The sequence below is a fragment of the Streptomyces sp. NPDC051976 genome, assembly GCF_040680795.1.
Classification (GTDB): Bacteria; Actinomycetota; Actinomycetes; order Streptomycetales; family Streptomycetaceae; genus Actinacidiphila.
Map to the genome: position 1 here is coordinate 45,230 of NZ_JBFAXL010000018.1, position 23,215 is coordinate 68,444.

The window sequence follows — 23,215 nt, forward strand, 5'->3', positions numbered from 1 at the left end:
GCGGGCGGGCGGTCAGTACGGCCAGATCGGGGGGTCGGTGCAGAACGGGCCGCCCAGGTTGGCGTGCGCGGGGTTGGCCGGGTCCAGCTCGCCCTGCTCGGCGATCAGCGCGGCGGCGAACTTCTCCGAGTCGTCGCGCGGCTCGTAGCCCAGCGCGCGGGCGGGGGACAGGTCCCACCACAGCCGGGTGTTGGCGGAGCTGCCGTAGACGACGGTGTGGCCGGTGACCGGTGCGGTGAGCGCGGCGTGGAAGAGCCGGGCGCCGTCCTCCGGGCTCATCCAGACCGACAGCATGCGTACGGAGGTGGGCGCGGGGAAGCAGGAGCCGATGCGCACCGAGACGGTGTCGATGCCGTGCAGGTCGGCGTAGAGGGAGGCGAGGTCCTCGCCGAAGCACTTGGAGAGCCCGTAGTAGGTGTCGGGGCGGCGCGGGGTGCCGATCGGGATCAGCGGGTCGTCACCCTGGGGCCGCGGGGTGAAGCCGACCGTGTGGTTGCTGGAGGCGAACACGATCCGCCGGACGCCCTCCTCGCGGGCGGCCTCGTAGAGGTTGTACGTGCCCTCGATGTTGGCCCGCAGGATCTTGTCGAAGGTGGACTCCAGCGAGATGCCCGCCAGGTGCATGATCGCGTCGACCCCGCGGACCGCCTCGCGCAGCGCGTCCCGGTCGGCGAGGTCGGCGGTGATCACGGTGCTGCCCTCGGGCGCGTCCTTGATCGGCGCCACGTCGAACAGCCGCAGCTCGTACCCGTAGGACGGCAGCAGGCCGCGCATCAGGGTGCCCAGGATGCCTGCGGCGCCGGTGAGCAGGACGGTACGGGGAGCGGGCATGCGGGGGTCTCCGTGTCTCGCTGGGGGTTTCTCCTGGCCTCAGGGGTCACTCTAGAGGGAGGACGAAGGCATTGAGTATATCCGTGGATAGAATTCAGATACATGGACGTGTATGTGGGTGCATCACGGCCCCCGGGGCGCGTTCGTCGGCTTGACCCGTGCCCCGGACCTCGCCTAGCGTGGCAGCGTTCATGAATATGGACATGAATCAGATGAGCGCACAGACCCCCAGGGGGAACCCGATGACCTCACCCGCACTCGCCGAGCGTCTCGACGGCCTGCTGTTCTTCCCCGTGACGGCCTTCGGCCCGGACGGCGGTCTCGACCTCGACGCGTTCCGCGCGCACGTGCGCGCGGGGGTGGACGCCGGTGCGGCGGCCGTCTTCGCCTGCTGCGGCACGGGTGAGTTCCACGCGCTGACCCCCGAGGAGTTCGGCGCGTGCGTCAGGGCGGCCGTCGAGGAGACCGCGGGCCGGGTGCCGGTCGTCGCGGGCGCCGGATACGGCACCGCGCTCGCCCTGCAGTACGCGGGGATCGCCGAGGAGGCGGGCGCCGACGGCCTGCTCGCCATGCCCCCCTACCTCGTCGTCGCCGACCAGGAGGGCATGCTGCGGCACTACGCGGCGCTCGCCGCGGGCACCGGCCTCGATGTCATCGTCTACCAGCGCGACAACGCGGTCTTCACCCCCGAGACGGTCATCGAGCTCGCCAAGGTGCCCAACATCATCGGCCTCAAGGACGGCCTCGGCGACCTCGACCTGATGCAGCGGATCGTCAGCGCGGTGCGCACCGCGCTGCCCGACCGCGACTTCCTCTACTTCAACGGGCTGCCCACCGCCGAACTCACCGGGCTCGCCTACCGCGGCATCGGCGTGACGCTCTACTCCTCGGCCGTCTACGCCTTCTCGCCGGAGATCGCCCTCGCCTTCCACAAGGCGCTCACCACCGGCGACGACGCGACCGTCAACGCCCTGCTCGACGGCTTCTACCGGCCGCTGGTCGAACTGCGCAACCAGGGCCGCGGATACGCCGTCTCGCTGGTCAAGGCGGGCGTACGGCTGCGCGGCCTGGACGTCGGCGAGGTCCGCCCGCCGCTGTCCGAGCCGTCGCCCGCGCATGTGAAGGAACTGGCGGAACTCATCGAGCGGGGCCTGGCACTGCTCGCCGACCACTGAACCGACAGGACGGTCCCCGCGCGTGAAAGCCTCCGCCTTCCTCTACCCGTGGGACGTCGTCGGCGACCCCGCCGCCGCGGACCGGGTCGCCGCCCTCGGCGTCACCCAGGTCACCCTCGCCTCCGCCTACCACTCCACCCGGGCCCTGACCCCGCGCCACCCGCGGCACCGCGTCGTCACCGCGGAACACGCCGCCGTCCTCTACCCGCCCGGTGACCACTGGCGCGGCCGGGAGCCGCACCCGTACCGGGCGGGCGCCTGGGCGGCGGACCCGGACGCGTACGGCACGGCGGCCGCGGCCCTGGAGGCCGCCGGCCTGTCCGTCCACACCTGGGTGGTGCTGGCGCACAACTCCCGGATGGGCGCGGACCATCCGCGCACCAGCGTCGTCAACGCCTACGGCGACCGCTACCCCTGGGCGCCCTGCGTCGCCCGGCCCGAGGTCCGCCGCTATCTGGTGGACCTGGCCGCCGAGGCGGCGGTGCGGCCAGGCGCCGGCGGCACCGAACTGGAGTCGCTCGGCTGGTACGGCCTGGCCCATCTGCACGCCCACGACAAGATCGGCGGCGTCGGTCTCGGCGACGCCGCCCAGTACCTGATGTCGCTGTGCTTCTGCGCGCACTGCCGGGAGGGCTACGCCGGTCTCGGCGCCGATCCCGACGCGCTGGCCGCCGCCGTCCGCGGCGCCCTGGCACCCGCCTGGGCCGAGGGCGGCACCGAGGCGGGCCTGCCCGGCATCGAGAAGCTGCTCGGCGCCGACCTGGCCGCGCTCACCCTGGACTGGCGTACGGCGACGGCCGGTTCGCTGCAGGAGGAGGCCGTCGCGGCGGTACGGGCCGCCGCCGCGCCCGGCTTCCAGGTGCTGATGCACGCCGACCCGGTGGCGTACCACTGCGGCGCCAACGCGGGCGTCGACCCGGCCAGGATCCTCGGGGCCGTGGACGGCCTGGTGCTGCCCTGCACCGGGGGCGCCGCGGTCCGCGAGGCGATGCTCTCGCCGGTGGCGCCGCACCGCACCGACCGCACCGTGCTGGCCGCCAACCTCACCGTCGTCTCGGGGATGGGCGGCAGCCCCGGCACGCTGGTCGACGACGCCCGGCACGCGGCCGCGCTCGGCGCCACCGAACTGCGGCTCTACCACGCGGGATTGGCCTCCGACGCCGACCTGCGGGCGGTCACCGCGGGCCTCGCGGAGCTGCGCTGAGGCTCTCCCGTACCACTTCACCCGCTGAACCGGAGCGCGGCGATCATGGGGGTACCGCCGCGCCCCGGAGCATCACCGGGAAGGTGAAGCAGAGGGAGTTGCGTACTGAAGTCGCCACCGGGGCTCAAGAGGTTGCCGTCTGTCGCGAACATTTCACGGAAACGACCGAAAGCCGTCGTTGACGCCGGGTCCGGTGGTGTCGGGCCGCGGGCCGCGGAGGGTGGGCCGCGGAATCCGTCAGAAGCCGCCGCCGAGCGACGCGGAGCCGTCGGGACCCGCGGTCTGCGCGCTCCAGCCGTCCCCGCTGGTGTCCCGGACGCCCTCGTCGTGCTGGAACTGGCCGGAGAAGGTGTACGTGCCGGGCGAGAGGGTCCGTCCGTCGTCGAGTGTCCAGCGGTAGACGAGATCCCCGCCCTCGACGGTGACCGAGGCCGTGGTCGCGTCCGGCGCCGACGTCCACGAACCGCTGCTGTCCACCCCGGGCGTGCGGGCCACCCGCAACTCGACGACCAGCGAGGTGATCGGCTGACTGCTCGTCAAGGTGACGTCGTTCTGCGTCCAGTACGAGTTGCTGCCGCCGTTGACCGAGCCCTGCGCGGACAGGGTGCCGCCCTGCGTGGGCTCGGCGGGCGGTGAGGTGGCCGGGGTGGTGCCGGTGGTCGCCGGGGGAGTGGTGACCGTGGCGGAGGCCGTGGGCGTCCCGCTGGTCGGGGCGGCCGAGTGGGGAACGCCGCCGGAACCGGGGTGGTGCCCCGTCGGGCGCGACGAGTGGCGCGGCGCGGCGCGTTCGCCCGAGGGGCTGCCGGACTCGCCGGCCGCTGCGGGCGGCGGCTGCGGGCGGTTCGGGCCCTGCGAGGTCACCACGCTCTGCGTCGGCTCGCCGTCACGGGTGACCGCGCCGACCGCCAGCCCGCCGAGCCCGATCGCCCCCGCCACGGCCGCCGTCACCGCGGTCACCCGCATCCACGGTGCCCCGCTCCTGCCGGGCTCCCGCTGCTGCGGCACCGTGGGCGGCGCGTCCATCGCCCGCTCGATCCGGGCGAGCATCCGCTCCCGGTCGGGCCGGTGCGCGTCGGCCGCCGCCCGTAGCCCTGCCGCCAGTTCGGCCATGTCGGCCCTCTCGGCCATCACACTCCCCGTCCCGTACGAGTACGAGCCGCAGGACCCGCCGCGTCAATCATCCGCATGGCGCCGGGGGCGGGCAGTCCCGCCCCCGGGTCCGCCGTGGCCGTACCCGCCGGGCCCGCCGCTCTCGGCGGACCCGCCGTGCCGGACCGGCGCGCCGCGCTCTTCGCGGCGCCGCCCGAAAGCGGGGCGGGCGCCGGCGCTCCGACCGTACGCGGTGCCAGCAGCCGCTCCAACTCCGCGACGCCGCGCGAGGTCTGGCTCTTCACCGTGCCCACCGAGATACCGAGCACCGCCGCGGTGTCCCGCTCCGACAGGTCGAAGGCGTGCCGCAGCACCACACAGGCCCGCTTGCGGAACGGCAGGCGCTGCAGCGCCTGCCGTACGTCGAGGACCGCGGGCACGTCAGGACCCTCGACGCGCTCCGCGGGATGCGACCAGAACAGCGCGATCCGGCGCCGCTCCCGTACCTCGCTGCGGATCCTGGAACGCGCCAGGTTGGCGACCACCCCGCGGGCGTACGCCACCGGGTGGTCGGCGTCGCGGACCCGGTCCCAGCGGCGCCACAAGGCCACCAGGGCGTCGGCGGCGAGATCGTCCGCCGCGTCCGCCTCGCCGGTCAGCAGATGGGCGAGGCGGGCGAGTTCGGCGTAGTGCCGTTCGAAGAACGCGTGGAACGCGGCGGCGGCGTCGGCATCGTCGTCGATGGCTGTGCCCACGGTCACCTCTTCCTGCCCGGACCTCCCCGCCACGGCGCGGCGAGAGCGTAGCAGCGGCGCAACGCTCTGGGCAGAGGTTGGAACGCGCCGGTTTTCGGCCCTTCGTCAGGTGTGCGCCGGGGGTGCGTCAGACGCGGGGGACGCCACCGGGCGGACCGCCCGTCAGGCCGTCCCTCCGTCATGTGCCAGCCGCACGCACCGCTGCACCCGCGTGACGATCCGCAGGTCGAAGGAGCCGCCCGCGGTCTCCGGCCGGGAACGCAGGTAGTCGCGTACGCGGGTCAACGCCCGCTCGCGCTCGGCCGGTTCGAGGACGAGGAACCGCGAGTGGGTGGCCACCGTCGCGGTCAGCGACTCGATGGTGCGCGGCTGGTGGTGCGGGAAGTCGGCCTGCTCCAGGGGCGCGTAGCCGGGGTGCGGGGCGATCTCGTCGCCGTCGGGCCAGTGGACGAAGGAGACCGAGACCCCGGACACCTTGCCCAGCCCGGCGATCCACTCCACCCGGTCGTCGTCGGTGTTCCACAGCGCGGCCAGCGCCCCGCCGGGCCGCAGCACCCGGGCGATCTCCGGCAGCGCCCGCTCCTGGTCGAACCAGTGGAACGCCTGCCCGACGACCACGGCGTCCACCGAGGCGTCCGGCAGCGGTATCTCCTCGGCCCCACCGGACAGCGCGGTCACCGACGGCAGCCGCCCGCGCAGCTCGGCCAGCATCCCGGGGTCGGGCTCCACGGCGGTGACCCGGTGGCCGAGCGCGACCAGCGACCCGGTCAGCTTCCCGGTGCCCGCCCCGAGGTCCAGCACGTCGAGCGGGCCGCCGTCCGCCACGCCGAGCGCGGGCTCCAGCGCCCAACGCACCCCCGCGTCGGGGTAGTCGGGCCGGTGCTCGGCGTACGCGCCCGCCGCGCTGCCGAAGGACGAGGCGCGCCGGGCGAACAGCTCGGGGTCGTACGCCGTGGCGGGCGGGGCGGTGTGCGGTCCGGACGCGGAGGATTCATCGGTCGCCATGCGGCCGAATCTAACCCGGCGGCCCCGGCGGGCGCCCCGCAATAACCACCGGTCGCCGGGGTCGTGAGGTCGCCGGGGTCGCGGTGTCAGAGGCGCCGGGTCGCGAGCAGCAGCCGGTCGCGGGCGTCGAAGAGGGTGTCCTTGATCATCTGCTCATGGCCCGCGGTGAGCCGCGCCACCGGAACCGAGCAGCTGATCGCGTCGCGCGCCGGGGTGCGGTACGGGATGGCGATGCCGAAGCAGCGCAGGCCGAGGGTGTTCTCCTCGCGGTCCACCGCGTAGCCCTGCTCGCGGATCTGCGCCAGCTCCTCGATGAGCTTCTCGCGGTCGGTGTGGGTGTGCTCGGTGAGCGGCTCCAGCGTCTCCGGCAGCAGCTTGCGCACCTGCTCGTCGCTGTACGTGGCGAGCAGCGCCTTGCCCAGCGAGGTGGAGTGCGCGGGCAGCCTGCGGCCGACCCGGGTGAAGGGCCGCAGGTAGTGCTGCGACTGCCGGGTGGCCAGGTAGACCACGCTGGTGCCGTCGAGGCGGGCCAGGTGGATGGTCTCGCTGGTGTCGTCGGAGAGCCGGTCGAGCGTCGGGCGGGCCGCGGCCACCACCTCGTCGCCGTCGATGTAGGACGTGCCGACCAGCAGCGCGCGCACGCCGATGCCGTACCGGGTGCCGGTGGCGTCGGTTTCGATCCACCCCAGGTCGACCAGGGTGCGCAGCAGCATGTACAGGCTGGACTTCGGGTAGCCGACCGACTCCTGCACGGCGGCCAGGCTGTGCATTCCGGGGCGTCCCGCGAAGAACTCCAGCAGTTCCACGGTGCGCACCGCAGACTTGACCTGGGAACCGGCTCCCTCGACAGCAGCCATCGCGTGCGACCCCTCTTGTTCGGTCTTGTTCGGCCGGGGGCGGTGGACGTAGGCTCCCGACGAGTTGATTCACATGTGAAGACGATGTTCAGTATACCGAACGATGCCGGTGTGATGCTGGTGCGCGGTACAGAATTATCGACATACGGAGGTTCTTCCGGTGGCAGTACCAGTCTGGAGCGTCGACCCCCGAACCGGGAAGCAGCGGGAGCAGGTCGCCACGGAGGCCACGGCGCAGGAGGTCGACGCCGCGGTTCGCGCCGCCGCGGCGGCGCTCCCGGCCCTCGCCGACCGCAGCGTACGCTCCCGCCTGCTGCGCGGCGCCGCCGGGTTGCTGGAGGAGTCCGGCGAGCGGATCATCGCGGCGGCCGACGCCGAGACCGCGCTGGGCGTGCCCCGGCTCACCGGTGAACTCGCGCGGACCGCCTACCAGTTGCGGGCGTTCGCCGAGGTGGTCGACGAGGGCGGCTACCTCGATGTGATCATCGACCACGCCGACCCCGACGCGAAGCCGCTGCCCCGCCCCGACCTGCGCCGCTTCAAGATCCCGCTGGGCGTCGTCGCCGTCTACGCGGCCAGCAACTTCCCGCTCGCCTTCTCCGTGCCCGGCGGCGACACCGCAAGCGCCCTGGCCGCGGGCTGCCCGGTGGTCGTCAAGGCGCACCCGGACCACCCGGCCACCTCGGAGCTGTGCGCGGACGTGCTGCGCCGGGCCGCCGTCGCGGCCGGGCTGCCCGCCGACACCGTCGTGCTGGTGCACGGCTTCCAGGCCGGCGTCGAGCTGGTCAGGCACCCGCTGGTGTCCGGCGCGGGCTTCACCGGCTCCATCCCCGGCGGACGCGCGCTCTTCGACGCCGCCGCGGCCCGCCCGCGCCCGATCCCGTTCCACGGCGAGCTGGGCAGCCTCAACCCGGTCGTCGTCACCGAGGCCGCCGCCGCCGAGCGCGCCGAGCAGATCGGCGCCGGGCTCGCCGGGTCCTTCACCCTGGGCAACGGGCAGTTCTGCACCAAGCCCGGTCTGGTGCTGGCCCCCTCGGGCGCCGACGGCGACCGGCTGGTGACCGCGCTGACCGAGGCCGCCTCGGGCGCTGCCGCCGGTGTGCTGCTGGACTCCCGGATGCGCGACAACTTCCTCAAGGGCGCCGCCGCCCGCACCGCGCTGCCCGGCGTCACCGCCCCGGTGGTCCCCGGCGACGGCGGCGAGCACGTGGTCCAGCCCGGCTTCGTCACCGTCGAGGCCGCCGACCTCACCGAACAGGGCGCGTACGACCTGCTGCTGGAGGAGTGCTTCGGCCCGCTGACCGTGGTCGTACGGTACGGCTCGGGCGACGACCTGGCCGCGGTGCTCGACCGGCTGCCGGGCAACCTCACCGCCACCGCGCACCTCGGCGCCGACGAGGCCGACCAGGACGGCGGGCAGGCCGCGGCGCTGCTCGCCCGGCTGACCGGGCTCGCCGGACGGGTGCTGGTCAACGGCTGGCCGACCGGTGTCGCGGTCGCCCCCGCCCAGCACCACGGCGGCCCCTACCCCGCCACCACGTCCACCTCGACCTCGGTCGGCGGCACGGCCATCGAGCGGTGGCTGCGCCCGGTCGCCTTCCAGGACACCCCGCCCGCGCTGCTCCCGCCGGAGCTGCGCGACGGCAACCCGCTGGGCGTGCCGCGCAAGGTCGACGGAGTGCGCGAGGTGCCCGCGTCCTAGGGCGTGTCCGCGCCCGTACCGCCTACTCGGTGAGCCGGCCCAGCAGGACGGGCACATGGCTGTGGTCGGGGTCCTTCACGGCCGTGACCAGGGTGACGCGGGAGCCGCGGGCCAGCTCCCGCAGCCGCCGGACCGCCGGATCCGCCTCGGATCCGGCGAGTTCGGCGCGGTACCGCTCGGCGAAGTCGTCGTACCGGTCCGGGTGGCTGTGGTACCAGGTCCGCAGCTCGTTGGACGGGGTCAGCTCCTTGCACCACTCGTCCACGGCCGCCCGCTCCTTGGAGACCCCGCGCGGCCACAACCGGTCCACCAGGACGCGTACGCCGTCGGCGGGCTCCGGCGGATCGTAGACACGGCGCACCCGGAACCCGGTCTCCGACGGCATGGCGGACCTCCTCGACAGCTGAACCCGGCAGCTGATCTCGACACCTGTTCCCGACACCTGTTCTCGACATCTGATCTCGACATCTGTTCGCGGCACGGCACTTGTCCCCAGTCCACCGCCGTTCGCGGGCTGGCGCCAGCCGGGCCGGTCACCGGGCGGCCCCGGGGCGTGTCCCGGAGCGCAGACCCACCAGGGTCGCCACCGTGGTCACCACCAGCAGCGCGGCCGACAGCAGCAGGCTGACGCGCATGCCCGACATGAAGTGCGCCCGGCCGGAGACCAGCGCGCCGAACGCGGCCACGCTCAGGCCGCCCGCGACCTGCCGCAGCGCGTTGAGCAGCCCGGCGGCCAGTCCGGCCCGCTCGGCGGGCACCGCCTGCAGCATCGCCGCCGTGAGCGGCGGCACCGACAGGGCGCCGCCCAGACCCATCGGGATCATCGCCAGCGCGATCAGCGGCGCGGGGGTGCCCGCCCCGACGGGCAGCAGCACCAGCAGCCCGCCGATCATCAGCAGCTGCCCGGCCAGCATCGGCGGCCGGGGGCCGAAGCGGTGCGCGAGCCGGCCGGAGGCGATGTTCACGAGCGAGATCAGCCCCGTCATCGGCAGGAACATCAGCCCGGCGCCCAGCGCCGACTGACCGCGCATCTGCTGGAAGAACAGGCTGAGCACGAAGATCATGCCGTAGAAGGCGAAACTCAGCGCCGAGCCCGCCGCAATGCACACCGAGATCGTCGGATTCCGGAACAGGCCGAGCGGGACCACCGGGTGGGCGCTGCGCGACTCGATGACGAAGAAGGCGGCCAGCACCACGGCCGCCACCGCGAGCGCCTCCAGACCGAGGGCGCCGCCCTCGATCACCGCGAAGGTCAGCGCGGCGAGACCTGCGACGGCCGTCAGCTGACCGGGGACGTCCAGCGGCGTGCGGCGCCGCTCGGGACGGGGTGTCCCGGCCAGCAGGACGAAGGCCAGCACGCCGACCGGCAGGTTGATGAAGAAGATGGCGCGCCAGCTCCACGCGGAGGTGAGCGCGCCGCCCGCGACCGGCCCGAGCGCGACCGCCGCCGCGCCGCCCGCCGCCCACAAGGAGACCGCCCAGGCGCTGCCCCGGCCCTTCGTGCCCGCGCCGCCCGGCGTGGCCGGGGTGTCGGGGTACGCCTGCCGCACCAGCGCCAGACTGGCGGGCAGCATCACCGAGGCCGCCGCGCCCTGCACCACCCGGGCGCCGATCAGCACCGCGAGGCCGGGCGCCAGACCGCAGGCCGCCGAGGCGGCGGTGAAGACGGCCAGCCCGGCGGTGAAGGCGCGGCCCGCGCCGATCCGGTCCGACAGCGCGCCCGTGGAGAGCATCAGGGCGGCGAAGACCAGCGTGTAGCCGTCCACCACCCACTGCAGTGCGGACAGCCCGACGTGGAGGTCGCCGCCGATGGACGGCAGCGCCACCGTGACGACCGAGGCGTCCAGAGTGATCACGAAGAAGCCGAGCAGCGCGGCCGTCAGCGTACGGCCGGGGGACGGCGCGCGGCGGCCGGACGGTGCCAACGGCGCTGCGGGGGAAAGGACTTGACGGGGTACGGCGGGGGCCGGTGTGCGGAGATCCTCAGGCATGTGATCAGCGTGCCCGGGGCGCCAGGGGTAGGGTAGCGGCCAGAATGCCATGCACCCGGAGGTTCTGGCCATGACCCGCGCGAGCACCACGACCGACCGCCCGGCGGCACCCCGTCCTCACCGGGTCGCCGTCATCGCCGCCCCGCCCGCCTCGATGTTCAACCTCGCGGTGCCGGACATGCTCTTCACGAAGGTCGAGGTCGACGGCGCGCCCGGCTACGAGGTCGAGCTGTGCACCCCCGATCCCGGGGTCGTGGCCACCAGCGGGGGCGCCGACCTGGTGATCCGGCACGGACTGGACGCCGTGGAGCGCGCCGACACCGTCATCGTCGCCGGGACCGGCGCCAAGGAGCGGCCCGATCCGCGCATCCTGGCCGCTCTGCGGGAGGCCGCCCGCGCGGGCAAGCGCGTCGCCTCGATCTGCACCGGCGCCTTCGTCCTCGCCGAGGCCGGACTGCTCGACGGCCGCCAGGCCACCACGTACTGGGCGTACACCGCCGAACTCGGCGAGCGGTACCCGTCGGTGGTGCTCAAGCCCGACGTCCTCTTCGTCCAGGACGGCAGTGTGCTGACCTCCTCCGGCTACGCGGCGGGCATCGACCTGACCCTGCATCTCATCCGTACCGACTACGGGGCGGCCGTCGCCAACACCGTGGCCCGGCTGGCGCTGGTGGCGCCGGTACGGTGCGGCGGGCAGACCCAGTTCACCAGCACCCCGCTGCCGCCCGAGACCGGCACGTCCTTCGCCGACACCCGCGCCTGGGCGATGACCCGGCTCGACCAGCCGCTGACCCTGGGCGACCTGGCCCGGCACGCCGCCGTCAGCGTCCGCACCCTCACCCGGCGCTTCCACGCCGAGACCGGGCTGAGCCCGCTGCAGTGGCTGCTGCACCAGCGCGTCGAGCGGGCCAGGGAGCTGCTGGAGACCACCCACCTCCCGGTCGAGCAGGTCGCCAGGGCCAGCGGACTGGGCACCGCGGACTCGCTGCGCCAGCACCTGCTGCGCCGGGTCGGGCTCACGCCCAGTGACTACCGGGCCACCTTCAGCCGCCTCGTCGCCGTCTGACGGCGCCGCCTCGTACAGTGCGTGGCATGGCTGAACGCGAGGTGCTGCACATCAAGGGCCGGGTGCTGGTCGGCCCGGGGCCCGACGACGTCCGCGACGAACTCTGGGTCGTCGACGGCCGGGTCAGCTACGACCGTCCCGCCGCCGAGGCCGTGACGGTCACCGGCTGGGCGCTGCCGGGCCTGGTCGACGCGCACTGCCATGTCGGCCTCGACGCGCACGGCGCGGTCGACCGGGCCACCGCGGAGAAGCAGGCGCTCACCGACCGGGACATCGGCGCGCTGCTGCTGCGGGACGCCGGTTCGCCCAGCGACACCCGCTGGATCGACGACCGCGAGGACCTGCCGAAGATCATCAGGGCGGGCCGCCACATCGCCCGCACCCGCCGCTACATCCGCAATTACGCCCACGAGATCGAGCCGGGCGACCTGACCGCCTACGTACGGCAGGAGGCGCGGCGCGGCGACGGTTGGGTGAAGCTGGTCGGCGACTGGATCGACCGCGAGGCCGGCGACCTCGCCGCCTGCTGGCCTGCGGACGCCCTCAAGGAAGCCATCGCCGCCGCCCACGAGGAAGGCGCCAGGGTCACCGCGCACTGCTTCGCCGAGGACTCGCTCGCCGACCTGGTCCTCGCGGGCATCGACTGCGTCGAGCACGCCACCGGGCTCACCGAGGACACCATCCCGCTCTTCGCCGAGCACGGCGTCGCCATCGTGCCGACGCTGGTGAACATCGCCACCTTCCCGTCCCTCGCCGCGGGCGGCGAGGCCAAGTTCCCCCGCTGGTCGGCCCATCTGCGACGGCTGCACGAGCGCCGCTACGACACCGTACGCGCCGCGTACGACGCCGGGCTCGCCGTCTTCGCCGGTACGGACGCGGGCGGCGGTCTCGCCCACGGCCTGGTCGCCGACGAGGTCGCGGAGCTGGTGAGGGCCGGACTGCCGGCCACCGCCGCGCTGTCCGCCGCCACCTGGGGCGCCCGCGACTGGCTCGGCCGCCCCGGGCTCACCGAGGGCGCGCCCGCCGACCTCGTGGTCTACGACAGCGACCCGCGCGCCGACGTCCGGGTGCTGGCCGCGCCCCGCCGGATCGTGCTGCGCGGCGCGGTGATCGGCTGAGCCCGTACCGCGTGCGGCGGGCGCGGTGTTGACGAGCCGTGACCGGCGCCCGGCGCGCCGCGTTGGACGTCACCGCGCACACGCCGGAGCGTCAACGGAGGTGGGAGGCGTCACCCCGTGATGTGGGTGACGCGTGGGAACGGCCGTGCCGGGGGATTCGAAGACGTTGCCGGTCACCACCCTTATGGGTGAACTGGCGCCGTGTAGCCGTCCGTTCACCCTCAGTGCGTAAATAGTTGCCCGGGTCGAGGTCTCCGGCGGCTGTCCCCGAAACAGTGCGCGCCGGGGACTCCATGCCACCCGTGGGGGTTCTTCCACCGTGTACAGCACCATCAACGTCCCGCTGCCCGCACGCCGTTCGGCGGCCGCCGCCGGTGCGGCCGTCGCCCTCGCCGCAGGCGCCGCCGTCCTGGCGCCGGGCGCGCAGGCGGTCCCGGCCGCCCCGGCCACCGCGTCCGGCGGCGGCACGTCCACCGCGACCGTCCTGCGCGCGGGGCTCGACGTGTCGCTGCTCGGCAAGACCGTCGACGTACCGGTGCACGCCTCGCTGAACGACGTGAAGGCGCCCGCCGACGCGAAGGAGACCGCGCTGACCGTCAAGGTCGGCAGCGGGGTGGAGCGGGGCCGCGAAGTGAACCTGCTGCGCGCCGACGTCGCCACCGCGCAGGCCACCACCGACCGCTGGAGCGCCCGCGGTTACGCCAACGTCGTGAAGGCGGAGGTCCATGTCCCCGGACTGCCGCTGCTCGCGCTGGTGAAGGTGGACGCGCTCACCTCGACGGCGACCTGCCGGGTCGGCGCGTGGCCCACCGCGACCTCCACCCTGGCCGGGGTGACGGTCCTCGGGCGGCACCTCGCGGTCTCCGCCGTCGGCACCACCGACGTCCGGGTGCCGGGCGTGGGTGAGGTCCGCCTCGACCTCACCCGCACCGCCACCACCTCCCGTACCGCCGCCGCCACCGCCCTCAAGCTGAACGTGCGGGTCAACCCGCTCAACCTGGGCGTCGCCGCGGTCACCGGCGAGGTCACCCTGGCCCAGGCCACCTGCCGCACCCCGCAGGCCGGCGGCTCCACGGGCGGCGCCACCTCGGGCGGCTCGTCCGGCGGTTCCTCTGGTGGTGCGTCCGGCGGATCGTCCGGCGGCTCGACGGGTGGTTCCACCAACGGCGGCTCCACGTCCGGGGGTTCGGCCTCCGGGGGCTCGACGTCGGGTGGGCCCACAAGCGGCGGGTCCTCGTCCGGCGGCTCCTCCTCGGGCGGCTCGACCGGCGGCTCCGCCAACGGCGGTTCCACGAGCGGCGGTTCGGCGGGCACGAGCGGCACCAGCGGCGGCAGCGGTACGAGTGGCAGCGGCGGTACGGGCGGTGGCGGCGCGCACGCCCAGACCGGTGCCACCGCCGGCAACCTCGCCGAGACCGGAGCCAGTTCGTCCACCCCCTACCTGGCGGGCGGCGCGGCCGTCCTCGTCGCGGCGGGCGGGGGCGCCTTCCTGCTCACCAACCGCCGCCGCAGGGCCGCCGCGCCGGCCGACAGTGAGCGCTGACCTCGGGCGGCAGCGGACTCGGGCGGAATCCACCGGGGATCCGGCGGATCGGGGGGAATCCGGGGGAAATGGGGGAGGGCGGCACCGGTGTCGGTGCCGCCCTCTACTCTGTACCTCACGAGCGGCACTTCACTACCGTTCGCTTGGGTTGACCGAACGGGCGGGCGGTACATGTCTGGTGGGCTTTTCGCGGGTCGCTACGAACTGGCGGATCTGCTCGGTTCTGGCGGAATGGCCCGGGTCCACCGGGCACGCGACACCCGCATGGGCCGGACCGTCGCGGTCAAGACGCTGCTGCCAGAACTGGCCAGCGACCCCGACGCGCGCCGCAGGTTCGCCCGTGAGGCGCAGGCCGCCGGCGCGCTGAACCACCCCGGTATCGTCACCGTCCACGACCAGGACGAGGTCCGCACCGACGACGCCGTCGTGCCCTTCCTGGTGATGGAGTACGTGGCGGGCAGCACCCTGGCCCATCTCCTGCGCGAGCGGGTGTACTTCGCCCCCGATCGGGCGGCGCGGATCACCTGCGACATCCTCGACGCGCTCGCCCACGCGCACAGCCGCGGCACCGTCCACCGCGACGTCAAACCGGCCAACGTGATGGTGACCACCGAAGGCGTCGTCAAGGTCGCCGACTTCGGTATCGCCCGCGTCCTGGACACCGACGCGCGGCTGACCACCACCGGATCCGCGATCGGCACCCCCGCCTACATGTCGCCCGAGCAGATCAACGGCGCGGACGTGGACGCCCGCAGCGACGTCTACGCGGTCGGCTGTGTGCTCACCGAACTGCTCACCGGCAAGCCGCCGTTCACCGACGGCAGCCAGATGAGCCTGATGTACTGGCACGTCCACACCCCACCGCCCGCCCCCTCCTCGCGCAACGGGCGAATACCGCGCGAGCTGGACGAGCTCGTGCTGGCCGCGCTCGCCAAGGACCCGGCGGACCGCCCCGCCACGGCGGCCGCCTTCCGCGACCGGCTGCGCGAATGGCTGTCGGCCGTCCACCCCGCCGTGCTCAACGGCTCCGCCGCGATACCGGCCGACGACGGTGAGCGGAGCGGTGGTGCGCAGCCCGACGGCGGGCCGCAGTCCCCGTCCGCCGACCCGCGGGCCACCTTCGGGGTGGGCGCCAAGCTGCCCGCGCTGCCGCCGAAGGCCGAGACCCCCGTCTCCGCGCCCCCGGCCGCCGTGCTCGACTCCACCCCGCCGCCGACCCCGCCCCCCGCGCGGCAGCCGGAGCACCCCGCGTACTCCCGCTCCCCGCAGGTGCCGCTGCCGCCGCCGTACTTCCCGTCCACCCCGCCGCCGCGCAACGCGGGCGGCGGCGGACCCCACAGCCTCGGTGCCCTGACCCCGGGGGCGCCCGCGACCCCCGGCGGCCTGACACCCCAGGCCCGCGCCCGGCGCCGCTGGATCGCGCCGGTGGCCGGGGTCGCCGTGGCGGCCGTCGCGGTGACCGTCACGCTCGCCTTCCAGCCGTTCAGCGGCCACGGCGGCCACGACCCGACGCCCACCAACCACCCCGTGCAGAACGCCGCGCTCACCCTGCACGGCGGCAAGCAGGGCAACGGCTACAGCGGCGGACTCGACGGCGTGGTCCGGCCGTCGACGAAGACCGGCGGCACCCTGAAGCTGGTCACCTCGTACGCGACGGACAACCTGCTCGACCCGGCCGCCACCTACGAGCAGCCCGCGTGGAACCTCCAGCGGCTCTACCTGCGCAAGCTCGTCGACTACGCGCCCGCGCCCGGCGCGGGAGGCCGCAAGCTGCTGCCGGACCTGGCCACCGACACCGGCAAGGTCAGCGCCGACGGCCGCACCTGGACCTTCCACCTCAAGTCCGGTGTGACCTTCGACAACGGCGCCCCGATCACCTCCAAGGACGTCAAGTACGGCGTGGAGCGGACCTTCGACCGCAGCGTCTTCCCCGGCGGCCCGTCGTACTTCCCCGAACTCCTCGACCAGGGGCAGAACTACCCGGGCCCCTACAAGGACACCGACCCGGCCAAGCTCGGCCTGCGCTCGGTGACGACGCCCGACGACTCCACGATCGTCTTCAGCCTGTCCAAGCCGTTCGCGGACTTCCGCTACGTCCTGGCACTGTCCATCGGCGCGCCGATCCCGCAGTCCGCCGACACCGGCGGCGGCAAGGACTTCGAGAAGCACCCGGTCGGCAGCGGCCCGTACAAGGTCGAGTCCTACGAGCCCGGCAAGGCGCTGCACCTGGTCCGCAACACCCACTGGAACCCGGCGACCGACCAGGTCCACTCCCAACTGCTGGACGCGGTGGACCTGCAGGTCCTCGACACCCAGGACAAGGTGGAGACGGCCCTGCTCAACGGCACCGCCGACCTGGACCTGTACGGCACCACGCTGACCGACGCCACCGAGACCAAGATCCTCAACGACGACAAGATCAAGGCCAACACCGACCTGGTCTTCACCGGCGGCACCCGCTATCTGAGCCTGCAGACCAGCGTGAAGCCGTTCGACAACTTCGAGTGCCGCAGGGCCGTGCAGTACGCGGTCGACAAATCCGCGGTGCTCGCCCGGCTCGGCGGCAACTACGAGGGCGGCGACATCGCCACCACCATGCTGCCGCCGACCACCGACGGCCACGACCCCAACGCGGCGCCGTACGGCTCGAACGCGGGCACGCCGTACACCGACGGCGCCAAGGCTCAGCTCACCAAGTGCGGCAAGCCGAACGGCTTCTCCGTCACCCTCGCCGGGGTCAAGGGCCTGCCGCGGGTCCAGGACGCCATCCAGGCGGTCAGCACCTCCCTCGCCGCCGTCGGCATCAAGGCCAACGTGGTCACCGAGGACGCGACCACCTTCTACGACACCCTGCTGTCGCCCACCAAGCTCAAGGCGGCGAACTGGGGCATCGTCTTCACCAGTTGGGCCGCCGACTGGCCGACCGGCGGCGGCTTCCTGCGCGCGCTCATCGAGCCGGGCGGCATCAACAACTACTCGGGTCTCGACGACAGCGAGATCAACAACCTCGTCACCACCGCCGACACCCAGTCCGACCCGGCGCAGGCCGCGGACACCTGGCGGTCCATCGACTCCAAGGTCATGAACGAGTCCACGATGGTGCCGCTGGTCTACGTCCGCCATCTGTCCTACCGCGGAGCGCGGCTCACCAACGTCTACGAGCACCAGGTGCTCGGCGCCGTCGACCTCACCGCGCTCGGCGTCACGTCCTGACCGCGCCGGCCACCGCCGTCACGCGACGGCGGTGGCCAGGGCGTTGACGAACCCGTCGGTCGTCCGGTGGTCGCGGACCGCGACCCGCAGCCAGTCGGGGCCGAGGCCGGGGAAGGTGTCCGCGCGGCGCACCGCGTAGCCCAACTCCCGCAGCCGCAGCCGGATCTCGGCGGCCTCCGCCATCCGCAGCAGCACGAAGGGCCCCGCGGGGGCGTCGCCCGCGACCTCGACCCCGGGCAGCTCCGCCAGCCTGGCCAGCAGATACGCCCGGTCGCCGGTGACCGTACGGGCCGCCTCCGCCGCCTCCGCGAGCGCGTCCGCGCCCATGCACGCGCGAGCCGCCTCCAGCGCGGGCGCCGACACCGCCCACAACGGCTGGGCGCGCCGCAGCGCCTCCACCGTCCCCGGTCCCGCCAGGACGTAGCCGATCCGCAGTCCGGCCAGCCCCCACGTCTTGGTGAGGCTGCGCAGCACCACAAGACCCGGTACGGCGCCGTCCCCGGCCAGCGACTCGCCCTCACCGGGCACCGCGTCCATGAACGCCTCGTCGACCACCAGGGTGCGCCCCGGGCGCGCCAACTGGCGCAGCAGCGCCGCCGGATGGAGGACGGAGGTCGGGTTGGTCGGGTTGCCGACCACCACCAGGTCCGCGTCCCCGGGCACCGCCGCGGGGTCCAGCCGGAAGCCGTCCGCCGCGCTGAGCAGCACCCGCTCCACCGCGTGCCCGGCGTCGCGCAGCGCGGCCTCCGGCTCGGTGAACTGCGGGTGCACCACCACCGCCCGGCGCGGCGTCAGCGCCCGCGCCAGCAGGACGAACGCCTCGGCGGCCCCCGCGGTCAGCAGCACCTCGTCGTCCGGCCGCCCGTGCCGCGCGGCGACCGCCCGCCGCGCCTCGGCCCCGTCCGGATAACTCGCCAGCCCGGCCAGCGACTTCGCGATCCGCTCCCGCAGCCACACCGGAGGCGTCCCCGTCCGCACGTTGACGGCCAGATCGACCAGCCCCTCGCCGACCTCGGCGTCGCCGTGGTGCCGCAGGTCGTACTCCCCGGCCTCGGCGGGCATGCGCAATGGGTTCACCGGTCGGTCTCCTTGAACGGACGTACGGGGGAGGGGCCGCCTCGCGGCGCGCGGGCGATCGCCACCGTGGCCCGCGCCGACTTCCGCTTGGGTACGAGGAGTTCGCCCCCCGGGGCGGCCAGCAGGGCTGCGGCCTCCGCCACCGACGGGGTGCCGAGGGTGGCGAGCGGTGCCGGGGAGGGGGTGGGCACGGGTGTGGCGGCGAGCGCCTCGGCGGGGAACGTCGTCAGCGGGACCCCGAAGTGCGCCGCGGCGGCCACGATCCCGGCCTCCCCGGCCTTCGCCGTCACCGTCGCCAGGCCCGTCAGGTCCCCGGGCGCCAACCCGGCCCGCGCCAGGCCCTCTTCGACGAGGGCGATCACCTCGGCGGCCGCGACCCCGCGGCTCCCGCCGACCCCGGCCACCACCACCGGCGGCGGTCTCACGGCGCGCAGCTCTCGACGAAGCGCCGCGCGAGCGACGGCTCGGCCGCCCAGTGCACATGGAGGTAGGAGGCGTGGACGTTTCCCTGCGCGAACCCCTCCACCCGGCGCTCGGGCCGGGCGAAGCCCCACGCGGGGGACGCGCCGGCGCCCGGGGTGAGCTGGGTGCGGTGGAACTCATGGCCCCTGACCCGGGTTCCGGCCGCCGCGAGGATGTTGTCGCCGAGCGCGACGGCTTCCCGGTAGCCGAGGGTCAGCCGCTCGCCCATCGCCGCTGCCGCGTCCAGTACCCCGCACATCGGGGCGCCGTCCAACTCCCGTGCCAGATAGAGCAGTCCGGCGCACTCCGCCGCGATCGGGCCTTCGAAGGCGGCGACCTCCTTGCGCAGCGGCGCGTTCGCCGACAGTCCGGCCGCGTACACCTCCGGGAAGCCGCCGCCCAGCACGATTCCGGCCGTGCCGGGCGGCAGGCACTCGTCTTGCAGTGGATCGAACGGCACGACCTCCGCCCCCGCGGCGGCCAGCAACTCCGCCTGCTCGGCGTACCCGAACGTGAACGCGGGCCCCGCGGCCACCGCCACCACCGGCCACCCGCGGCGCTTCTCTCCCCCACCCCGCCCCTTCCCGAAGTCCTCAATCTCCCCCAGACTCCGTCCGGGAGGTGCCCCCAGACGGGCTGAAAATTCAGCCCGTCCGGCGCTTGAGGACCGGGGTCCGGGGCGGAGCCCCGGTTTCGGGAAGGGGCGGGTCAGGGGAGAAGGCCCGCCGCAGGCGTCCACCTCGGTGGCGGCGTCCCAGGTGTCGCCCGGCAAGGGCGGGGCGCTGCGGGCCAGGGCGAGGAGGGCCTCCAGGTCACAGGTCTCGCGCACGCGCCCGGCGAGCTCGCGCACCCAGGAGACCGCGTCGGCGCGCCGCTCGGCGACCGGCACGAGCCCGAGGTGCCGGGAGGGCACCTGGACGACGGGGGCGCGCCGCAGGACGCCGAGGACGGGCACACCGGACTCGTCGAGCGCGTCCCGCAGCAGCGCCTCGTGCCGGTCGGTGCCGACCTTGTTGAGGATGACGCCGCCGATCCGCACCTCGGGGTCCCAGGAGGCGAAGCCGTGGACGAGCGCGGCGACCGAGCGGGACTGCGACGAGGCGTCCACCACCAGCACCACCGGCGCCCGCAGCACCTTCGCGGCCTGCGCCGTGGACGCCAGCTCGCCCAGCCCGGAGGCGCCGTCGTACAGGCCCATCACGCCCTCGACGACGGCGAGTTCGCAGCCCGCGGCGCCGTGCGCGAAGAGCGGGACCAGCCGTTCGGTGCCGCACAGGTAGGCGTCGAGGTTGCGGCCGGGGCGCCCGGTCGCCAGCGTGTGGTAGCCGGGATCGATGTAGTCGGGGCCGACCTTGTGCGGCGAGACGGCGAGCCCGGCCTCGGTGAACGCCGCCATCAGGCCGGTGGCGACGGTGGTCTTGCCGCTGCCGGAGGCGGGCGCGGCGATGACCAGCCGGGGGACGGAGATCACCACTCGATCCCTCGCTGGCCCTTCTGGCCCGCGTCCATCGGGTGCTTGACCTTCGTCATCTCGGTGACCAGATCGGCGGCGTCCAGCAGCGCGGCGGGCGCGTTGCGGCCGGTGATGACAACGTGCTGGGCGCCGGGGCGGTCGCGTAGCACGGACACCACCTCGTCGGTGTCGACCCAGCCCCAGTGCATCGGGTACGCGAACTCATCCAGCACGTAGAACCGGTACCGCTCCGCTGCCAGGTCCCGCTTGACCTGCTCCCAGCCCTCGCGGGCCGCCTCCTCGCTGGAGGAGATGTCGCGCTGCACCCAGGACCAGCCCTCGCCCATCTTGTGCCAGGTGACGGTGCCGCCCTCGCCGGAGTCGCCGAGCACCCGCAGCGCCCGCTCCTCGCCGACCTTCCACTTCGCCGACTTGACGAACTGGAACACCCCGACCGGCCACCCCTGGTTCCAGGCCCGCAGCGCCATCCCGAAGGCCGCGGTCGACTTCCCCTTGCCGGTACCGGTGTGCACCATCGTCAGCGGACGGTTCCGGCGCTGCCGGGTCGTCAGTCCGTCGTCCGGTACGGAACTCGGCTGTCCCTGTGGCATTACGCGGCCCTCCGTACGTCCTTGACCAGCGCGGACACGGCGTCCGCGCGCAACTCCCGCAAGCTCACCGCGACGCCGCCCAACTCCTGGGCGAGCGCGGTCGCCAGACCCAGCCGCACCGGGCCCGACTCGCAGTCCACGACCACCGACGCGGTGCCCTCGGCGGCCAGCAGCCGGGCCGCGCGGGCGCCCAGCAGCACCGGTTCCGGGCCGCCGGTCGCCCGGCCGTCGGTGACCACGACCAGCAGCGGGCGGCGCGAGGCGTCCCGCAGCCGCTCGATCCGCAGCACCTCGCGGGCCTTGAGCAGCCCGGCGGCCAGCGGCGTACGGCCACCGGTCGGCAGCCGCTCCAGCCGGGCGGCGCCCGCCTCCACCGACGACGTCGGGGGCAGGGCCAGTTCGGCGCCGGAGCCGCGGAAAGTGACCAGGCCGACCTTGTCGCGGCGCTGGTAGGCGTCGAGCAGCAGCGACAGCACCGCGCCCTTGACCGCGCTCATGCGCTGCCGCGCGGCCATCGAACCGGAGGCGTCGACGACGAACAGCACGAGATTGCCCTCGCGGCCCTCGCGGACGGCCTGCCGCAGATCGTCGCGGCGCACCACGAGGCCGGGCCCCGACCGGCCGCGGGCGTGCTGGTGCGGGGCCGCCGCCTGGACGGTGGCGGCCAGATGCAGCTTGGTGAGCTGGCCCTGGGGCCGCCGCGCCCCGGTGGTGCGGCCGTGCGCGGTACGGGCCCGGGAGCGCCGTCCGGCCGCGCCCTCGCCCAGCCCCGGCACGTCGAAGTGCCGTGCCTTGAAGGGTTCCGCGGCGCCGACCGCCGCCTGCTCGCCGCCGCCGGCGAGGGCGGGCCGGGGCTCGGGCACCTCCGGTTCGGACTCACGCGGCTCGGGCACACCGGGCTCGCGCTCGCCGCTGTCGGGCGCCCGGCTCTCCTCGGGGCCGTCGGCGGGCGGCCGGTCGCCACCGGGGCCACCGCCGTCGTCCGGCCCGTCGCCGTCAGGACCGCCGTCCGGGTCCGGGTCGTCCTCGTCCTCGCCGCGGGACCGCTCCAGCGTCTCGTCGAGCTTGTCCTCGTCGAGGCCGGGCGCGTCGAAGGGGTTGCGGCGGCGCCGGTGCGGCAGCGCGAGCAGCGCGGCCTGCCGTACGTCCTCGGGAAGCACCTCCGTACGGCCCGCCCACGCGGCCAGCGCCGTCGCGGCGCGGGCCATCACGATGTCAGCCCGCATCCCGTCCACCTCGAACGCCGCGCAGGTCGCGGCGATCTGGCGCAGCGCGCTGTCGCCGAGCCGCACCGTCGGCAGCAACTCCCGTGCCGTGGTGATCTGTTCGCGTACCGCCTGCTCCTCGGCGGCCCAACGCGCCGCGAAACCGGCCGGGTCGGCGTCGTACGCGAGCCGCCGCCTGACCACCTCCACCCGCTCGTCGGTCTCGCGGGAGGCGGTGACCTCCACCGTCAGACCGAACCGGTCGAGCAACTGCGGCCGCAGCTCGCCCTCTTCGGGGTTCATCGTGCCGACCAGCAGGAAGCGGGCCGCGTGCCGGACCGAGACGCCCTCGCGCTCGACGTAGCTGGCGCCCATCGCGGCGGCGTCCAGCAGCAGGTCCACCAGGTGGTCGTGGAGCAGGTTGACCTCGTCGACGTAGAGCAGACCTCGGTGGGCCGCCGCCAGCAGGCCGGGCTCGAACGCCTTGACGCCCTCGGCCAGGGCGCGTTCGATGTCCAGCGCGCCGACGAGGCGGTCCTCCGAGGCGCCGACCGGCAGCTCCACCATCCGGGCCGCCCGCGATCCGGGGCGGACATCGGCGGCGTGCGGGCCGTCGGGGCACGCCGGGTCGGGCGCGGCGGGGTCGCAGGAGAACCGGCAGCCGGGCACGACGCCCACCTCCGGCAGCAGCGAGGACAGGGCGCGTACCGCCGTCGACTTGGCGGTGCCCTTCTCGCCGCGGACCAGGACGCCGCCGACCGCCGGGCTCACCGCGTTCAGCAGCAGCGCCAGCCGCAGGTCCTCCTGGCCCACCAGGGCGGTGAACGGGTACGGGGTCACGCTGCCTCCTCGTTGTCG

Annotated in this window: 18 protein-coding genes and 1 pseudogene; 7 read left to right on the forward strand and 12 right to left on the reverse strand. The window is 74.4% G+C overall.

From position 1 onward, the window contains the following. Positions 1 to 12: 12 nt before the first annotated feature. Complete coding sequence (locus tag AB0M29_RS19630) at positions 13 to 831, reverse strand: NAD(P)-dependent oxidoreductase (RefSeq protein WP_365384125.1); 819 nt, start codon at positions 829 to 831, stop codon at positions 13 to 15. Positions 832 to 1,073: 242 nt separating this feature from the next. Between AB0M29_RS19630 and AB0M29_RS19635 the strand changes: the two genes are divergently transcribed. Together AB0M29_RS19635 and AB0M29_RS19640 are read left to right on the forward strand one after the other, a co-directional pair. Further along, positions 1,074 to 2,006, forward strand: a complete 933-nt coding sequence (locus AB0M29_RS19635; RefSeq protein ID WP_365384126.1) for a 5-dehydro-4-deoxyglucarate dehydratase — start codon at positions 1,074 to 1,076, stop codon at positions 2,004 to 2,006. A 22-nt stretch (positions 2,007 to 2,028) separates the two neighbouring features. Continuing rightward, complete coding sequence (locus tag AB0M29_RS19640) at positions 2,029 to 3,210, forward strand: hypothetical protein (RefSeq protein WP_365384128.1); 1,182 nt, start codon at positions 2,029 to 2,031, stop codon at positions 3,208 to 3,210. Positions 3,211 to 3,447: 237 nt separating this feature from the next. On the opposite strand, the gene AB0M29_RS19645 is transcribed toward AB0M29_RS19640, so the two are convergent. The 4 genes from AB0M29_RS19645 to AB0M29_RS19660 form a co-directional block, all read right to left on the reverse strand. Next, positions 3,448 to 4,338, reverse strand: coding sequence for a hypothetical protein (locus AB0M29_RS19645; RefSeq protein ID WP_365384130.1), 891 nt, complete (start codon positions 4,336 to 4,338; stop codon positions 3,448 to 3,450). Continuing rightward, positions 4,338 to 5,054, reverse strand: coding sequence for a SigE family RNA polymerase sigma factor (locus AB0M29_RS19650; protein WP_365384132.1), 717 nt, complete (start codon positions 5,052 to 5,054; stop codon positions 4,338 to 4,340). Before AB0M29_RS19650 ends, AB0M29_RS19645 begins: the two co-directional genes overlap by 1 nt. 162 nt (positions 5,055 to 5,216) lie before the next feature. Next, entirely contained in the window at positions 5,217 to 6,059 is an 843-nt protein-coding gene (locus tag AB0M29_RS19655) for a class I SAM-dependent methyltransferase (protein WP_365384134.1), read from the reverse strand. Positions 6,060 to 6,145: 86 nt separating this feature from the next. After that, positions 6,146 to 6,916, reverse strand: coding sequence for an IclR family transcriptional regulator (locus AB0M29_RS19660; protein WP_365384136.1), 771 nt, complete (start codon positions 6,914 to 6,916; stop codon positions 6,146 to 6,148). A 160-nt stretch (positions 6,917 to 7,076) separates the two neighbouring features. Between AB0M29_RS19660 and AB0M29_RS19665 the strand changes: the two genes are divergently transcribed. Continuing rightward, positions 7,077 to 8,618, forward strand: a complete 1,542-nt coding sequence (locus AB0M29_RS19665) for an aldehyde dehydrogenase (NADP(+)) (protein ID WP_365384138.1) — start codon at positions 7,077 to 7,079, stop codon at positions 8,616 to 8,618. A gap of 22 nt (positions 8,619 to 8,640) precedes the next feature. On the opposite strand, the gene AB0M29_RS19670 is transcribed toward AB0M29_RS19665, so the two are convergent. Both AB0M29_RS19670 and AB0M29_RS19675 read right to left on the reverse strand, forming a co-directional pair. Beyond that, positions 8,641 to 9,003, reverse strand: a complete 363-nt coding sequence (locus AB0M29_RS19670; protein WP_365384140.1) for a DUF488 family protein — start codon at positions 9,001 to 9,003, stop codon at positions 8,641 to 8,643. A 148-nt stretch (positions 9,004 to 9,151) separates the two neighbouring features. After that, a complete protein-coding gene (locus AB0M29_RS19675) occupies positions 9,152 to 10,609 on the reverse strand; it encodes an MFS transporter (RefSeq protein ID WP_365384143.1) in 1,458 nt (485 codons plus the stop codon). Between the two features lie 70 nt (positions 10,610 to 10,679). Between AB0M29_RS19675 and AB0M29_RS19680 the strand changes: the two genes are divergently transcribed. From AB0M29_RS19680 to AB0M29_RS19695, 4 genes are all read left to right on the forward strand, one after another. After that, the gene (locus tag AB0M29_RS19680; RefSeq protein ID WP_365384145.1) at positions 10,680 to 11,675 is read left to right on the forward strand and encodes a helix-turn-helix domain-containing protein; all 996 of its coding nucleotides are present in this window, start codon (positions 10,680 to 10,682) and stop codon (positions 11,673 to 11,675) included. A gap of 26 nt (positions 11,676 to 11,701) precedes the next feature. After that, entirely contained in the window at positions 11,702 to 12,793 is a 1,092-nt protein-coding gene (locus tag AB0M29_RS19685) for an amidohydrolase family protein (protein WP_365384146.1), read from the forward strand. A 319-nt stretch (positions 12,794 to 13,112) separates the two neighbouring features. Continuing rightward, positions 13,113 to 14,336: an SCO1860 family LAETG-anchored protein gene (locus tag AB0M29_RS19690; RefSeq protein ID WP_365384148.1), complete on the forward strand. Its 1,224-nt coding sequence runs from the start codon at positions 13,113 to 13,115 to the stop codon at positions 14,334 to 14,336. A gap of 171 nt (positions 14,337 to 14,507) precedes the next feature. Beyond that, a complete protein-coding gene (locus AB0M29_RS19695) occupies positions 14,508 to 17,549 on the forward strand; it encodes an ABC transporter substrate-binding protein (RefSeq protein WP_365384149.1) in 3,042 nt (1,013 codons plus the stop codon). 18 nt (positions 17,550 to 17,567) lie between these two features. On the opposite strand, the gene cobC is transcribed toward AB0M29_RS19695, so the two are convergent. The 5 genes and pseudogenes from cobC to AB0M29_RS19720 all read right to left on the reverse strand — a co-directional run bounded on the left by cobC (position 17,568) and on the right by AB0M29_RS19720 (position 23,197). Then, a complete protein-coding gene (cobC, locus tag AB0M29_RS19700; RefSeq protein ID WP_365384274.1) occupies positions 17,568 to 18,611 on the reverse strand; it encodes an Rv2231c family pyridoxal phosphate-dependent protein CobC in 1,044 nt (347 codons plus the stop codon). 89 nt (positions 18,612 to 18,700) lie between these two features. Continuing rightward, a pseudogene (locus AB0M29_RS19705) lies at positions 18,701 to 19,042 on the reverse strand (cobalamin biosynthesis protein); the annotation flags it as partial. Between the two features lie 5 nt (positions 19,043 to 19,047). Continuing rightward, complete coding sequence (locus tag AB0M29_RS19710; protein ID WP_365384151.1) at positions 19,048 to 20,559, reverse strand: cobyrinate a,c-diamide synthase; 1,512 nt, start codon at positions 20,557 to 20,559, stop codon at positions 19,048 to 19,050. Then, positions 20,556 to 21,152, reverse strand: a complete 597-nt coding sequence (cobO, locus tag AB0M29_RS19715) for a cob(I)yrinic acid a,c-diamide adenosyltransferase (protein ID WP_365384153.1) — start codon at positions 21,150 to 21,152, stop codon at positions 20,556 to 20,558. The genes AB0M29_RS19710 and cobO overlap by 4 nt, the downstream gene beginning before the upstream one ends. After that, positions 21,152 to 23,197 (reverse strand): putative cobaltochelatase, encoded by a 2,046-nt coding sequence (locus AB0M29_RS19720; RefSeq protein ID WP_365384155.1) that lies wholly within the window; start codon positions 23,195 to 23,197, stop codon positions 21,152 to 21,154. The genes cobO and AB0M29_RS19720 overlap by 1 nt, the downstream gene beginning before the upstream one ends. Between the last annotated feature and the right edge of the window lie 18 nt (positions 23,198 to 23,215).